Annotated in this window: 14 protein-coding genes; 8 read left to right on the top strand and 6 right to left on the bottom strand. The window is 54.6% G+C overall.

All coding sequences use genetic code 11. The features are described 5' to 3' along the window. Positions 1–146: 146 nt before the first annotated feature. From BLR50_RS12315 to BLR50_RS12305, 3 genes are read right to left on the bottom strand one after another with little or no spacing between them, the layout of a single operon-like run. On the bottom strand, positions 147–1,154 hold the full coding sequence (locus BLR50_RS12315) for an ABC transporter permease (RefSeq protein WP_092642793.1): 1,008 nt from the start codon (positions 1,152–1,154) through the stop codon (positions 147–149). Further along, on the bottom strand, positions 1,151–2,161 hold the full coding sequence (locus BLR50_RS12310) for an ABC transporter permease (protein ID WP_092642790.1): 1,011 nt from the start codon (positions 2,159–2,161) through the stop codon (positions 1,151–1,153). Before BLR50_RS12310 ends, BLR50_RS12315 begins: the two co-directional genes overlap by 4 nt. Next, complete coding sequence (locus BLR50_RS12305; RefSeq protein ID WP_092642787.1) at positions 2,158–3,687, bottom strand: sugar ABC transporter ATP-binding protein; 1,530 nt, start codon at positions 3,685–3,687, stop codon at positions 2,158–2,160. Before BLR50_RS12305 ends, BLR50_RS12310 begins: the two co-directional genes overlap by 4 nt. A gap of 614 nt (positions 3,688–4,301) precedes the next feature. Between BLR50_RS12305 and BLR50_RS12300 the strand changes: the two genes are divergently transcribed. The 7 genes from BLR50_RS12300 to BLR50_RS12270 all read left to right on the top strand — a co-directional run bounded on the left by BLR50_RS12300 (position 4,302) and on the right by BLR50_RS12270 (position 11,652). Beyond that, entirely contained in the window at positions 4,302–5,204 is a 903-nt protein-coding gene (locus BLR50_RS12300) for a sugar-binding transcriptional regulator (RefSeq protein ID WP_092642784.1), read from the top strand. 95 nt (positions 5,205–5,299) lie between these two features. Continuing rightward, entirely contained in the window at positions 5,300–6,862 is a 1,563-nt protein-coding gene (gene lsrK / locus BLR50_RS12295) for an autoinducer-2 kinase (RefSeq protein WP_092642781.1), read from the top strand. Between the two features lie 198 nt (positions 6,863–7,060). After that, a complete protein-coding gene (locus BLR50_RS12290; RefSeq protein ID WP_092642799.1) occupies positions 7,061–7,405 on the top strand; it encodes a cupin domain-containing protein in 345 nt (114 codons plus the stop codon). Positions 7,406–7,802: 397 nt separating this feature from the next. Further along, a complete protein-coding gene (locus BLR50_RS12285; RefSeq protein WP_092642778.1) occupies positions 7,803–8,297 on the top strand; it encodes an ureidoglycolate lyase in 495 nt (164 codons plus the stop codon). A 759-nt stretch (positions 8,298–9,056) separates the two neighbouring features. Further along, positions 9,057–9,944 (top strand): polysaccharide deacetylase family protein, encoded by an 888-nt coding sequence (locus BLR50_RS12280; protein WP_143008114.1) that lies wholly within the window; start codon positions 9,057–9,059, stop codon positions 9,942–9,944. Between the two features lie 144 nt (positions 9,945–10,088). Further along, on the top strand, positions 10,089–10,676 hold the full coding sequence (locus BLR50_RS12275; RefSeq protein ID WP_092642772.1) for a Crp/Fnr family transcriptional regulator: 588 nt from the start codon (positions 10,089–10,091) through the stop codon (positions 10,674–10,676). A 22-nt stretch (positions 10,677–10,698) separates the two neighbouring features. Then, on the top strand, positions 10,699–11,652 hold the full coding sequence (locus BLR50_RS12270) for an aldo/keto reductase (RefSeq protein WP_092642769.1): 954 nt from the start codon (positions 10,699–10,701) through the stop codon (positions 11,650–11,652). Positions 11,653–11,779: 127 nt separating this feature from the next. Here the strand turns inward: BLR50_RS12270 and BLR50_RS14790 are convergent, their stop codons facing one another. Further along, the gene (locus BLR50_RS14790) at positions 11,780–12,712 is read right to left on the bottom strand and encodes a BclA C-terminal domain-containing protein (RefSeq protein WP_205408705.1); all 933 of its coding nucleotides are present in this window, start codon (positions 12,710–12,712) and stop codon (positions 11,780–11,782) included. 257 nt (positions 12,713–12,969) lie between these two features. On the opposite strand from BLR50_RS14790, the gene BLR50_RS14605 reads away from it, so the two are divergent. Then, a complete protein-coding gene (locus BLR50_RS14605) occupies positions 12,970–13,116 on the top strand; it encodes a hypothetical protein (RefSeq protein ID WP_205408704.1) in 147 nt (48 codons plus the stop codon). A gap of 348 nt (positions 13,117–13,464) precedes the next feature. Here BLR50_RS14605 and BLR50_RS12255 read toward each other — a convergent pair whose 3' ends face one another. Further along, entirely contained in the window at positions 13,465–13,824 is a 360-nt protein-coding gene (locus BLR50_RS12255) for a TnpV protein (RefSeq protein ID WP_092642763.1), read from the bottom strand. A 258-nt stretch (positions 13,825–14,082) separates the two neighbouring features. Next, positions 14,083–15,240, bottom strand: a complete 1,158-nt coding sequence (gene dnaJ / locus BLR50_RS12250; RefSeq protein WP_092642760.1) for a molecular chaperone DnaJ — start codon at positions 15,238–15,240, stop codon at positions 14,083–14,085. Positions 15,241–15,369 lie beyond the last annotated feature (129 nt).

Raw genomic sequence — 15,369 nt, 5'->3', positions numbered from 1 at the left:
GTTTATGCGCCATGCCTTAGGTGGGTTGTAGGGGCGATTATCAATCGCCCGCGGTATCTATAACAGCGTCCGGTGGGGCCGCGGGCGAACACAGTTCGCCCCTGCAAGGATGCTATTCTATAGAATTGCCAATAGTTATGGTATTATTACTTAATCGACTTCTGCTTGTTGGTAAAGATTGCGGGGCGCTTTTTCACCACCAGCGAGAGGCCGCGGATCATAACCGCCACCACCAGCAGTACGCCAACCGGGATATCAAGGTACTGTGTGGGCACCTTGGCCATCTGCAGGCCGAAGCGCAATATACCAACCACTACGCTTGCAATCGCGGTGCCGATTACGCCGCCCTTACCGCCGGTAATCGCCGTGCCGCCCAGCACCACCGCGGTGATAATGGGCATGGTAAGCTCCTTGCCGAGGTCAGAGCGCGAGGAACCAAGGTAGCTTGTAAGCACAACGCCCGCAACCGAGGCCGAAAGGCCGGATAGCATATAGGTGCTCATGGTAACAAGCCGGTAGTCAATACCCGAATATTTTGCCGAGTTGGGGTTTACGCCAACTAAGAAGATATAGCGCCCGTAGTTGGTATGATGCAGGATGATGTAAGCGATAATCACAAGTGCGATGAAGATGATAAACGGGTTGGGGATAAGGTTAAACAGCTTGCCTCCCGCAATCTTTAAGAAAGGCTCGGGGAAGCCGGAGATGCCCTCGTATGCGCTTGAAACCGAAAGGCTGCCTAGCACCAGCGCAAGCCCCGAATACAAAAACATACCGCCCAGGGTTACCACCATCGCCTGCACGCCCGTGTAGGCCACCAAAAACCCGTTGAGTGCGCCGCACAGCAAGCCGGTAAGCAGTGCAAGGGGAACGGCCACCCAGATATTAAGCCCGGCGTCCTGCCACAACAGGCCCAGCACCATCGAGGTAAGCCCGACAATCGAGCCGCCCGAGATATCAATACCGCCGGTGATGATAACAAAGGTAACAAACAGCGCGATAATGCAGGTAGAGATAAAGTCGTTAATACTGCCCAGCAGCACGTTCACGCGCAGAAAGCGCGGGTTAATGGCACCAAAGACCACAATCTCTAAAATGAGTATAACTGCCAGCGCAACTTCCCATCGAAACAGGATTTTTTTCAGCTTATTCATACCGCAGCCTCCTTTTGGGCAGATGTTCTGGCCGAGAGGCGGGTTTTGCGCGCCTTCTCGGAAAGGTGGCGCTGAATAAGTGCGTCCGCCACAACGATTACGATGAGCAGGATACCCGTGATGGTGTTATCCCAGTCGGAGGGGAACTTTAAGAATACCAGGATACGGCTGATTGACGACATGATAATCGCGCCGATTGAAGCGCCGATTACCGAGCCCATGCCGCCCGAAAGGCTTACGCCGCCCAGCACGCAGGCCGCAATCGCCTTCATCTCGTAGCCGTTGCCCGCCATCGGCGAAACAAACCCAACCTTGCTTACAAAAACCAGGCCGGCCAGCGCCGCAAAGGTGCCGCTTAACACAAAGGCAATCATACGGGTTCTGGGCACCGGAATACCGATAAGCGCCGCGCCCGATACGTTATCGCCGATTGCCGCGAAGTACTTGCCCTTCTTGGCCTTGGAAAGATACAGGTAAACCAGCGTTACTATAATGGCGGTGATGAGCAAAAACACATTCACAAAGCCAATCAGGGTAAGCTGGGAGTATTGCTTAAAGAAGTCGGGCAGGTTCTCTACCCATTTGCCCTTGGTATAGATGTAGATAAACCCGCGGATGATGCCGTTGGTGCCAAGGGTCATAATAATGGCGGGCACGTTAAGCTTTGCTACGCCGATGCCATTGATTAAACCGATAGCCGCACCCAGCAGCAGGGTGGCGGGTATTACAATCATCAGCGAAACGCCGTCGCGGATTAAGGTTGCCGCCATTGCGCCCGTAAGGCCTAGGTTTGCGCCGATGGAAACGTCGATATCGCTGGTTACAATTACAAACGAGCTGCCCACCGCCAGCAGTATGTACATCACACTGCCGTTAAGGGTAAGCAACAGGTTATCGGGTGCTAAAAACTCGGGGTTTACAAGCCCCGCAACCAAAAACATTGCGATTAAAAAGCCGACGGCGGAGATTTCGCGCCCGTGCAAAAGCTTTTGTAAGGTCTTTTTCATTGCGGTTTCTCCTCCTGCCGATAAACGCCGAACGAGGCGGCCATCAGATTATCCACGTTGATGTCGCAGCGCTCAAAGGTGTGGTTGATTCTGCCCTGGAACATGGTCACCACGCGGTCAGAAAGCTGCACAACCTCTTCGATATCCGAAGAGATCAGCATTACCGCCACGCCCTCTTCCTTGAGCTTGCTGATAATGCGGTAAACGTCCACGCGGGCGCCTGCGTCGATGCCGCGGGTGGGTTCATCCAGAATAACCACCTTCGGCTTGGTTGCTAAGGTTTTGGCAAGCACCACCTTCTGCTGGTTACCGCCCGAAAGCGAGCCGATCAGCTGGTCTCTGCCGGTTACCTTTATGCGGAAGTCTTTTATATAGTGGTCGGAAAGCTCGTTTTCAGCCTTAAAGTTGATAAACAGCCTGCCGAGCTTATGCAGCATGCCGGAGGTTACGTTGGAAGAAACCTCGCTGATGCCGTAAATCGCGTTTAGGTGCCGGTCCTCCGGCACATAGTTTAGGCCCTTATCGATGATGGCGCGTACATTCATGCCGGTAATTTCCTCGCCGTCCAGCTTCACACTGCCACCTGTCACCTCGTCTATGCCAAAGATGGCAATCGCAAGCTCGGTGCGCCCCGCACCTACCACGCCCGCCACGCCTAGAATCTCGCCGGGGTAAACGTTCAGGTTTACATCGGCAAAGCCGTAGCCGCTCAGGTTTTTTACCTCCAGCGCCGGCTTAAGCTTGGAATAATCCAGCCCTGCCTCGGTGGAGCAGGCCTGCGCGGTAACCTCCTGCGCATTGGGGGGCAGCAAGCCCTTAATAAGCATCTCCTGGGTGAAGTCCTTCACCGGGCCCTCCATGGTAATAATGCCGTCGCGCAGGATAACCACCTTGGTGGCAATCTCAAACACCTCGGTCAGGCGGTGGGTGATGTAGAAGATCGCGATGCCGCGGCTCTTCAAATCCTCCACTACTTTAAAAAGTGACTGTATCTCATTAAAGGTAAGTGCTGAGGTAGGCTCGTCCAGAATGAGGATCTGAGAGTTTCTTAACAGGCCCCTCAGAATCTCAACCAGCTGCTGCTCGGCAATCGAAAGGCTGTCGGCCTTGCGGTCAAGCTTTAAATCCCAGCCTACGCGCTTGATAAGCTCCACCAAACGGGTATGCAGCTCGCTGCGCTTTTCGCTAAAGCCCTGTACGATGTTTTCCTCCACCGTCATGTTGGGGAAGAGCATAGGCTCCTGCGGCACAAGGTAAATGCCCTTTGCAAGCGCTGCGGAAGGGGTGTTCAGGTTTGCCTTTTCGCCCGCTATAAAGATCTCACCCTCATCCTGCTGGTGAATGCCCATCAATATCTTCATTAAAGTGCTCTTGCCGGCGCCGTTGCCGCCGATAAGCGCAACCACATCGCCCCTGTATGCCTCAAGGTTGATGCCCTTTAATACCGCGTTGCTGCCAAACGACTTCGCCACCCCGCGGATGGAGATCATGGGCTGTTCGGAGACCTGATTCTTATTTGTACTCATACTCTAGACCATCCTTTTCATGCAGGCAGTTTGAGAATTTCAATTTTCAAACTGGTTTCCTCCGATTTATGCTAGGCGATGTTTAAACTTAGACAGTAATGGGCTAAAGTAAGGAATTTGTTTTAAAACCGATTCTTTAAACATGGCCTTGCGAAACATTTGTTACGCTTTGAAATTTTTATCTGACACTTGCATGATAATTTATTTTGGGTGGTTTGTCAACATACACTGTAAACCAGTTTACTCCATATTTACAATACCCTATCATTTTTTAACCAAAAACCTTTGATTTGTGGATAAATTAGCCTTGTTTTTGTGCATATCGACGAATAGAAATTAAAAACATCGTTGAAATGACGATTTTTCAAAAACCCAAAGCCTTCTTTCAAAAGCGGTTGACACATTTTTATTAAACTGTTATACTCGTCTTGAAAAGAAACAAAAGAAACATCCAAAAACTTCTGTTATGCCTTTGCATTGACACTTGTTTTTAATATTGTTATAATCTAGCTATCAGAATGCTAGTTCCTTCCTTTAACTGCAAAGTCTTTCAAAGGTTAAGGGGGGAATAGAAAAGCCTTTGGCGCAAGCACTTGAAAGGGATGTTAATGATAATGGATTACGAAGAGACGCTGATGATTAAAGCCACCTGGTGCTACTATATAGAAGGTATGACGCAGCAGAACATCGCCGAGCGCCTGAATATCTCGCGTATGCGTGTGATTAAGCTGCTCGAGAAATCGCGCACGCAGAATATCATCCAGTTCAAGGTGCGGTCGGATGCCGAGGCCCGGATGCAGCTGGAAAAGCAGCTCATGAACCGCTACGGCCTGCAGGACATCTTTATTGTGCCCTCGGTCTCGGAAAATATAAACGAATCGGTGGCCCGTGCGGCGGCGCTCTATATCAGCGACCGCGTGCAGAACAAGGCGTTCATTAACATCGGCTTTGGAGACACCACCTCCCGCACGCTCGCAAACCTCAACCTTGAGAAGGACTCCGAAATCTCGCTGGTTTCGCTTACCGGCGGCGTAAGCTACTATATGGGCTCCGCAGGCAGCGTAGAGGGTACCACGCGCTACATCCTGCCCGCCCCCTTCATCGCCTCCACCGCCGAGATGGCCCTTGCCATCCGCAACGAGCCCTCGGTCAACGACATTCTGCGCCTTTCCAACCTGGCCTCGATGACCGTGGTGGGCATCGGCAGCGTAAGCGAGCGCGCCACCGTGGTAAAAGACGGCAAGCTCACCGCAAACGACCTGCTGATTCTTCAGCGCAAAGGCGCCGTGGGCGATATTCTCGGCTACTTTATAGATGAAAACGGCAATCAGCTCGACGTTTCCATTCACAAGCGCCTCATCAGCACCCCCATCGACGCGCTCAAAAACCTGCAAAACGTCATCGGCGTTGCGGGCGGGCCGGAAAAGATACTCGCCATCCATGCCGCGCTTAAAACCGGCTGCCTTGATGTGCTCATCACCGACGAAAACACCGCCGAAGGGCTGCTGGCGCTTTAACATCTTTCGCTTGTAAATTACTTTCATAATTTAACCTGTATTTACTAAGAATATAACAATAGATTGATCAAACACCCTTGAAAGGATTGATAAGAATGGGCAGCTATTTTATGGCGATAGACGCGGGCACCGGCAGTGTTCGTGCCGTGCTGTTCGATACCATGGGCAACCAGCTGTTTGTTTCGCAGCAGGAATGGGAGCACCGCGAAGACCCCCGCTACCCCGGCTCGATGGATTTTGACTGGGCACATAACTGGGCTCTTGCTTCGGGCTGTGTGCGCGATGTGCTAAAGAAAAGCGGCATCAACCCCGCCGAGATCTTGGGCATCTCCACCACCAGTATGCGCGAGGGCATTGTTTTATATGATAAAGCGGGCAACGAAATCTGGGCCTGCGCCAACGTAGATGCCCGTGCGGGAGCCGAGGTAGGGGAATTGAAGAAGCTTTCCCCCTCGCTCGAAGCAAAGATTTATATGCAGTCGGGCCAAACCTACGCGCTCGGCGCGCTGCCGCGTCTTTTGTGGGTAAAAAACCATCTGCCCGAGGTTTATAACAAAACCGCGGCAATCAATATGTTTAACGACTGGCTTATCACCAAGCTCACCGGCGCCATTACAGCCGAGCCCTCCAACGGCTGCACCACCGGCATCTTCGGCCTTTCAAAGCGCGCGTGGCTGCCCGAAATCGCCGAAAAATGCGGCCTGCGCGGGGATATCTTCCCGCCCGTAACCGAAAGCGGCAGTATCGCCGGCAAGGTGAGCAAGGCGTGTGCTGAGCTTACCGGTTTAAAGGAAGGCACCCCGGTCATCACCGGCGGCGGCGACGTTCAGTTCGGCGGCGTGGGTGTGGGCCTGGTAAGCGAGCATCAGGCCGCGCTGTTCGGCGGCAGCTTCTGGCAGTATGTATACAACACCGCAAGCTGCAAGATGGATAAGAACTGCCGTGTGCGTGTAAACTGCCACGCGGTGCCCGGCCTGTGGCAGTACGAGGCGATTGCATTCTTCCCGGGGCTGATTATGCGCTGGTACCGCGACGCATTCTGCCAGCTCGAGAAGCTCGAAGGCGAAAAGCAGGGCAAAGACCCGTATTACTTAATGGACAAAGAGGCCGAGAAGATTCCCGCGGGCAGCTATGGCCTGATGTGCACCTTCTCGGATGTGATGAACTATATCGCGTGGCGGCACGCGGCCCCCTCGTTTGTAAACTTCTCGCTCGATGCGCAGAAGTTTAACCGCTACACCTTCTACCGCGCCATTATGGAAAACGCAGCATTGGTAACCAAGGGCAACCTTGAGCTGGTGCGCGAGGTAACGGGCAGCGCCCCCACCGAGATCATCTTTGCGGGCGGCGCGTGCAAAAGCGCCGTTTGGTGCCAGATTGTCGCCGATGTGCTGGGGCTGAAGGTGCGGGTGCCCAAGGCCAAGGAGGCCACCGCACTGGGTGCGGCAATTACCGCAAGCTTTGGCGTAGGGTACTATTCCAGTATGAAGGAAGCGGCCGACAAGATGGTTCAGTGGGATAAGGAGTACCTCCCCAACCCCGAAAACCAGAAGGTTTACCAGGGCCTGTACGAGACATGGCGCAAGGTATATGCCCAGAATCTCACACTGGCCGACGAAAAGCTCACGGGTTACATGTGGGCGGCACCGGGCCTGTAAGGCTCGGTCAGCACAGGTTTTTATCTGACAATTTCCCATAGATAATCTCTTTTCGGGGGGTGCAAAGCCTAACCGTCTCTGGCTGAAGGCTTTCCTTTCAGCCCATACTATGCGCCATATCTTATATCATCCTGCGGTGGATATGGTTACAATATCTTTTAATATGCCATGCCGCAGTGGCGGATTGGAACTTTGATTATGTTTATCGTTGATGAAAAAGACCTGCAATACCGTTTCGGCGACAGCGGCCCCAAGTACTTAATGAGAGGCCCGCGTATGAACTACGCAATGGTACAGTTCCCGCCGAACACCGATTTCAAAGCACATTATCACAACATCATGGAAGAGAATTTCTATGTAATCGAAGGCACCATCGAGGTTACGGTAGACGGTGTTACCCACACCCTCACCCCCGGGCAGTTCATCCATGTAGAGCCCAAAGAGGTACACTACCTGCGCAACACCTCCAATACCGTGTGCAAGCTCGTTTCCACTTTAGCCCCCTTTGTGGAAGTGGATAAGGTAGAGGTAGAGAACCCCTGATAGATTTGTAGGGGCGCTTACTAAGCGCCCGCGGCTTCACCCAAGGCTGATTAAATACCGCAGACGGCCGATGGCCGCCCCTGCAATCCCATTGGAACACCGTAGGGGCCAACCCGCGTGTTACCCCTCACCCCACGGAGGGATGTAGGGGGCGGCGTCCTCGACGCGCCGCAGTTTATAATTAAATCTGCAGCGAATTCGCAGGGGCGCTTACCAAGCGCCCGCGGGACTAAACATAACCGCAGATATACCCTCGTAAGGTTAATAGCCTCCCCTGCAAATATCCTTTGGCAGACGCCCGCTGATTTTCGACAATTTCTTGTTACACGGAACGGTCAAGACCGTTCCCTACAATCCGAAACTGAACCCTAAAACCAAACAAAGGCAGGGTAAGTAGATGAAAACACTCAAAGCAGCCCCTGTTACCGCGCAAAGCTTTGCGCCCTACGGCTTTATTGCCGATATCCAAAACCCGGGTGATGCCTACGGTCTTGGCGGCTACCCCGTTACCTTTCACCGCGATATGGTTCTGATGCCGAACGCCAGCACCGCCCCCACGGCCTTCGGTTCACTTAAAATAGGCAAACGCCCTATGCTCGTGCAGGATGTGGAGTACCACACCTACGCCTGCGAGCTGATGATGCCGCTCGACGACGATATCGTCATCCACGCGGGCCCCGCAAACGGCGGCGAGCCGCAGGTGGATAAGCTCGAGGCATTCATCATCCCCAAGGGCACCATGGTTATCTTCCGCGCCGGTGCGTGGCACGGTGCGCCGTTTCCCGTAAACCATGACGCCACGGTGCTCATCAGCCTGCCCGAACGCACCTATTTAAACGACACCGTAAAGTTTTTGCTTGAAAAAGAGGATTACCGTGAAATCAACCTGTAATCCGCCTGATATTGTTTACTTCTAAACTTTTTTCATAACCATCCTTCCTTTTTTTCCTAAACACAGGTTTAGGATGAAAAGCGCTGCTCAGCTTTATTGCGGGGCAGCTTCTTTTTTTGTTTTTTTATATCCCCCTCCCGCTCGGAGGGCGCAGACCATCCGATCCTGCTTGCGGGAGGAAAACGGGGTAAGCTTCTGTCACCGCGCAAACCCTCTAAAACCGGTATAGCAAGGCTGCCGGGCGGTATAATCGCGCTTTTCTTTGTTTAAAATATGTGTTTTTGGTTATTTCTAAAAATGCTGCCATTATTCTGTTCGGTAAATAGTCTTTATTTTTTCGGGGGATACTATCCGTAAGCTTGTTATAATGATTTTTCTATTCAACCCCTGTAAGCAAGCTGCTTGCAGGGGTTTCAATCACCCCGTTTCTTTGCAGGGGCGGCCACTGGCCGTCCGCGGTCTTCATACAGTCCCCTGCAGGGGGCTGCGGGTATGGTTCTCTTGTAGGGGCGATTATCAATCGCCCGTGGAATATCTGCGATTTCGATAAACCGCGGGCGCCCAATGCGCGCCCCTACAGGGTGGAAACGTTTGGGCTCGGAACGACACAAGGGTCGTTCCCTACGTCGTTTTGTGTGAATGTGTAGGCGATGATCCCCGACACCGTTTTTCTCTGTTCCCTGTCTTCTCTTCCTAGCCCTCTGAGCCACGAGGCATCCATTTGTCCTTAAAACTATTGCATATCGGGAGGAATCTCTCTTGCATAAGCGGTTACTAAAAACAATGCTCTCTTTTCTGCTCATACTCATCATTCAGCCAGCATGCGTGCAGCCGGTATACGCGCAGCCCGAAAAGGCGCTTGCAACCCCCGCAAAGCCCGATAGTGTTGCCTTGCCGATTATCATGTACCATCAGCTTTCGCAGGACTACCGCTGCTGGAACGACTATGTGGTGGGCCCCGAGAAGCTGGAATCCGACCTTGAAGCCCTCTCGGCGCTCGGGTTCACACCGGTTTATATAAAGCAGCTCACCGAATACGCAAACGGGCGTTGCAAGCTGCCCGAAAAGCCGATTCTGCTCACCTTTGACGACGGGGATATCAACTTCTACCGTCTGGTGTACCCCATCATCAAGGAGTATAACGTGCCCGTTGTGCTCTCGCCCGTCGCTAAGTGGGTGGAGGCGGCCTCGGACGCAGCACACCCCAAGGGCGCGTATATCACCTTTAGTCAGGCGCAGGAGATGGAGCAGTCAGGGTTGGTCGAGTTTGGCAACCACACCTACGGCCTGCACAGCTGCAGCTGCACCCGCCGCGGCGTGCTCAGCAACCCCGGTGAAGACCCGGCGCAGTACCGCACCGCCATTTATAACGATGTAGGCAAGGCGCAGTCGTTGTGGGAAAAGGCTACCGGCACCAAACCCGCGGCGTTCACCTACCCCTACGGTTTTTACAGCAAGTTAAGCGAAGAGGTTCTGCACTCCATGGGCTTTACCGTCACCCTTACCTGCTACGAAAAGGTAAACCGCATCTCCGGCCCCGAAAGCCTCTACCTGCTCGGCCGTTACAACCGCCCCAACAGCATCTCTAGCGAGGCCTTCTTCAACCGGATCAACAGGCTTGTTGAAAAGGCGAACAATAAGAAGTAGCACAACCCCCCGCCGGGATATCGGTGGGGGGTTTTTATACCCACCCAACTAAAGGCATTTTTAACATTTGTTAATGACACCACCCCCAAACGCGCTATAATAGAAGAAAAACACACACCCGTTATTACTCACCAGAGGTATCATATGGACGATTATATTACGCTGTTAACCGCCACCCTTGCGCACTATGCCCCCGAAGTCCCGCGTGAAACCTACGCGCCGCTGTTGCAGATGATGAAGGTTCACGAGCTTAAAAGGGGCGACATTCCGGTACATATCGGCGACACCCCGAAAGAGCTTTACTTCATCGCCTCGGGGCTGCTGCGAAGCTACTATATCGACCTGAACGGCAACGACGTCACGCGGTTTTTTCTGGCAGAACACACCTTCTGCTGCTCCGAGGTTCTGCTGGGCAAGCCGCTCAACTGCTGCTTTGAGGCGTTGGAGGAGTGCGTGCTGCTCGGTTTTCCCGCCGATGCCGTCAATGCGCTTGTGCATCAGGATAAGGCCTGCATGAACGCCTATATACGCGCTTTGGAAAGCAGCCTGCAATATAAGATCGAGCGCGAGAGCAGCTTTCTGCTAAAGAGCGCCACCGAGCGGTATATCGATTTTCAGCACCTATACCCCAAGCTGGAGGAACGGGTGAATCAGGCGCACATCGCCTCGTACTTAGGCATCACCCCCGTATCCCTCAGCCGCATCCGCAGAACCATTAAGGAAGAAAACTAAACAAAACTGGAGATGACATACAATGAAAACCATTCAGCTGGGCAATCTCACCCTTCCGCCCATTGCGCTCGGAACATGGTCGTGGGGAACGGGTATCAACGGCGGCAACGCGGTATTCGGCAACCACTATGAGGAGTCCGACCTAAAGCCCGTATTCAACGAGGCAATGAAGCACGACCTCACCCTGTGGGATACCGCCGCCGTATACGGGTTCGGCGCCTCCGAAACCATTCTGGGGCATTTTATAAGAGGCAGCAGCGGCACTATCCTGTCCACCAAGTTTACCCCTCTTTTTTTGCAGGGCAAAAACGCGATGTACCGGTCGCTCAACAAAAGCCTGCTGCGGCTGAATGCCGATTACGCCGATATCTACTGGATACACAACCCCGACAACGTGGAAAAGTGGACAAAATGCGCCATCCCGCTGCTGCAAAGCGGTAAGATTAAGCACCTCGGCGTTTCCAACCACAGCCTTGCGCAGGTAAGGCAGGCTGACGCAATCCTTCGGGCAGCGGGCTTTCGGGTTTCTGCGGTGCAGAACCATTACAGCCTGCTCTACCGTAATTCCGAGGATAGCGGCATCCTCAACTGGTGCCGCGAGCAGGGCATACCCTTCTTTGCCTATATGATCTACGAGCAGGGCGCCTTAACGGGGCGGTACAGCGCCGCCAACCCCTTTCCGAAGAAAACCCGCAGGGGCAACGCCTATCCGCCCGAGGTGCTAAGCAAAATCGAAGGCTTGCTCGGCACGCTTTGGCAAGTGGCCGAGGCGCATCAGGCCACCGTCGCTCAAATTGTTCTTGCATGGGCGATATACAAAGGCACGGTGCCGCTCATCGGCGTTACCAAAACACATCATGTCACCGAGGCCGCAGCCGCCTTAAACATCACGCTCAGCGGCGAGGAGATTTCCCTCATCGAAGCCGTAGCCAAGCAAACAGGCGTAAAGATTCCGTGCGGGTGGGAGAAGCAGTAGCTGAATTTCAAGGTGTTATCCGCATCCGTTGCCTTCCTGTTTTTCATAAAGCTAAGCGGCAGACACCCTTAAAAAGGTGCCTGCCGCCGTTTTCTGTTATCGTGGGATAGAATGTCAGGGGAAGCTGTCAGGTCAGCCGTATCACCGTCATAAAGGTTGAGGCGCCGCCCGGAAGAATTATCTGTGCAATAGTGCCGGCTACCCGCAGCCGCAGGGTGTCACCCGCTGTCAGCGCCGTAATAAAGCTGGTTTGCAGGCTGTCGGAACTCACGCTCTGGTTGATTACCGAAGCGGGAATGGTTGTTACGCCGTTTAGAAGCACGCTGGTGGTAACATTTTCCGCACTTACGGTGGTAATCTGGTAGGTGATAAGATAGCTGCCTGTCGCCGGTACGGTAAAGATGGTGTTGGTTCCGTCTACCGTAAACGAGTCAAGGTTCTGGTTGTTGGGCAGCGGAATACTTACGCCCGTGGGGGAAATCGGAATCGTTACGTTTGCGGTGTTCTGCGCCGACATACTGTTTGCCGCTACCGAGCTTCCTGCCGGGCCGGTGGGGCCTGTCGGGCCGGTGATACCCGGGCCGGTCGGGCCTGTCGGGCCGGTAATACTTGGGCCGGTGGGGCCTGTCGGGCCGGTATCGCCCGTTCCGGGGCCTGTCGGGCCAATGGGGCCTGTGGGGCCAAGCGGGCCTGTCGGGCCGGTATCGCCCGTCGGGCCGGTGGGGCCTACTACGCTTAAACCGATGGGGCCTGTCGGGCCGGTCGGGCCGGTAATACCCGGGCCTGTTGGGCCTGTTGGGCCAAGGGGGCCGGTGGGGCCGGTCGGGCCCTGGATGCTAAGACCAATCGGGCCGGTTGGGCCTGTCGGGCCAAGGGGGCCTGTCGGGCCGGTATCACCCGTTCCGGTGGGGCCTGTCGGACCGGTGGGGCCGGTCGGGCCTTGAATGCTTAAGCCCATCGGGCCGGTGGGGCCTGTCGGGCCGGTGTCGCCCATACCCATCGGGCCGGTGGGGCCGGTCGGGCCTATCGGGCCTGTGGGGCCTACAACGCTTAGCCCCATGGGGCCGGTCGGGCCTGTCGGGCCGCCGGGGCCTGTTGGGCCTGTGGGGCCGGCGGGGCCGGGTAAACTCGGGCCGGTCGGGCCTGTTGGGCCTGTTACACCCGGGGAACCTTGCGGGCCGGTTGGGCCGGTGGGGCCGGGCAGGCTGGGGCCTGTTGGGCCGGTCGGGCCTGTTACACCCGGGGAACCCTGCGGGCCGGTCGGGCCGGTTGGGCCCGTTATAAAGCATACCGGGTTAAAGCAGGATGGGGGAGGGCATGGCGGGCAGGGTGGAGGAGGAGGCGGTGGTGGCGGTGGTGGAGGACATGGCGGAACAGGCGGGCAGGGTGGGGGCGGCGGCGGACGGCGCCGGATCTCCTGATTCTCCGCCGGATGTACATGCCCTGAATTTCCGCCGCAGTTAGCATTGTTCGGCCTTCCGTGCATCGAAGGGCCGAAGAAACCGTTTGGATGCATGTTCATATTCATAACCTCTTAATCATGTTATACTTATCACAATTACAAAACCCCTACAAACCGATTAAGCTTGATTTTATCGGGTTTTGCAAAGATTTTTCAGCAGGGTTTATATAAGTGATAAGTATTTATAGGTATACGGATATTACATAGTATGAAGCTGCGTTAAAAAATGTTTGTGAATAGCGGTTATTTGCTTTAATTATCGCTTTGCCCGTAATAACTTTTCCCTAAAACGAAAAACCACCGGAAGTCCGGTGGTTTTTCGTTGGGGTGCCGCTTTGATTTTCGCTGAGCTATTGTATAAGCTCCTCAAGCTCCTGTGCAAGCATCATGCAAACAAAATCCTCGGCCTGTGCCTGTATGGCGTAGCCGCGCTGAGAGGTTGCCAGAAAGCGGGTGCTCTCCAGCGCATCCTCGTTCTGCTCCAGCCTTTTTATGGTCTTCACCCGCAGTGTTTGATAGCGTGCGTCCAGCTGCAGCAGGTAGCCGCTTAGGCTGCCCGCCTTACTCCACTCGTCATACAGGGCGGGGCGGTACTTCTGCAAAAATCGCTTGGCTGCAAGCCCATACTCGCCAAGATTCTCTGTCAACTGCTCGGCGGGCGGAATAGGGTAGTAGATGTTACTGTTATCGGAATAAGGCAGGTGATTCATGGCGTACTCCTTTCAGCCAAAATGGGGCTGCTCTATTTTTCGCTCATTCTGTATGTTTTGGAAGGGATGATCGTCTTTTCCCTGCACTATTATAATAACAAACAACTATGAGGATTATGATTATTTTATGTAAACCTTCTGTGGATAGATTTCAAAGCTTTTTTGAACAGCCCAAACACAGCAGCTTAAATAAAAAAACGGCAGCCTGCGAACCCTTGCCGGTTCATAAGCTGCCGTTATGCTTGTGTTATTCCGCTTCTACTCGTTTACCCAATCCTTCAGCTTGTCAAAAAAGCTCTTGCGCTTTTCGTAGTTCTGCTCGTCGCCCAGCATACTCTCAAAGCTCTTAAGCGCTTCCTTCTGCTTGCCGTTAAGGTTCTTGGGCACCTCCACACTCACGCGCACATACTGGTCGCCGCGGCTGCGGGCGTTAATGGCGGTAATGCCCTTGTTGCGCAAACGGAACACGGTGCCCGACTGCGTGCCGGCGGGAACGTCATACTCCACCTTGCCGTCGATGGTGGGCACAATAATCTTCGAGCCCAGCGCCGCCTGCGTAAAGGTGATGGGAATGTCGCACCACACGTTGTAGCCGTCGCGCTCAAACAGCGGGTCGGGCCGCACCGATACGGTCACGTTCACGTCGCCGGAGGGGCCGCCGTTTAAACCGGTATCCCCCTGCCCGCGGATGGCGAACACCTGCCCGTCGTCAATACCGGCGGGGATGGCAATCTCCAGCTTGCGGCTTCTTCTCACGCGGCCCGCGCCGCCGCAGCCCTTGCAGGGGTTGTTGATAATCTTGCCGCGTCCGCCGCAGCGGGTGCACACCTTGGTGCTCTGCACCACGCCGAACATGGTGCGCTGCGATACACGCACCTGACCGGTACCGTTACACTCGGGGCAGGTGTCGGGGGTGCTGCCCTTCTCGGCGCCGGTGCCCGAGCAGTCGGAGCACTGCTCGTAGCGCGAAATCTCAATCTCCTTGCGGCAGCCCTTGGCGGCCTCCATAAACGAAATCGAGATGCCCGAGCGGATATCACCGCCGCGCTGGGGGGCGTTGGGGTTGCGGCCGCGGGAGGAGCCGGTAAAGCCGCCCACGCCGCCGAAAAAGCTGTCAAAGATGTCGCCGAGGTCGCCGAAATCAAAGCCCGCAGCACCGCCGTAGGATGCCCCCGCGCCGTAGCTCGGGTCTACGCCCGCATGGCCGAACTGGTCATACTTCTTGCGCTTGGTTGCGTCGCTTAATACCTCATAGGCCTCGTTTACCTCTTTAAACCTGGCCTCGGCCTCTTTATTGTTTGGGTTTAAGTCGGGGTGATACTTCTTGGCAAGGGCGCGGTAGGCTTTTTTCAGCTCATCGTCGGTACAGCCCTTGCTTACCCCTAATACCTCATAATAATCTCGTTTATCAGGCAAGGTGATCGATCCTTTCCCTTGGAAGGCAGCCCGTCGGCACAAGCCAACAGCCGCGTTCCGCTATGTTCATGCTTTTACCTAAAATCACAGGGAAGGGCGGGATGGCACCCGCCCTTTCTGCAATATCAT

This window comes from Acetanaerobacterium elongatum (assembly GCF_900103835.1).
GTDB lineage: Bacteria > Bacillota > Clostridia > Oscillospirales > Ruminococcaceae > Acetanaerobacterium > Acetanaerobacterium elongatum.
This window is presented reverse-complemented; position numbering and strand designations above follow the sequence as displayed.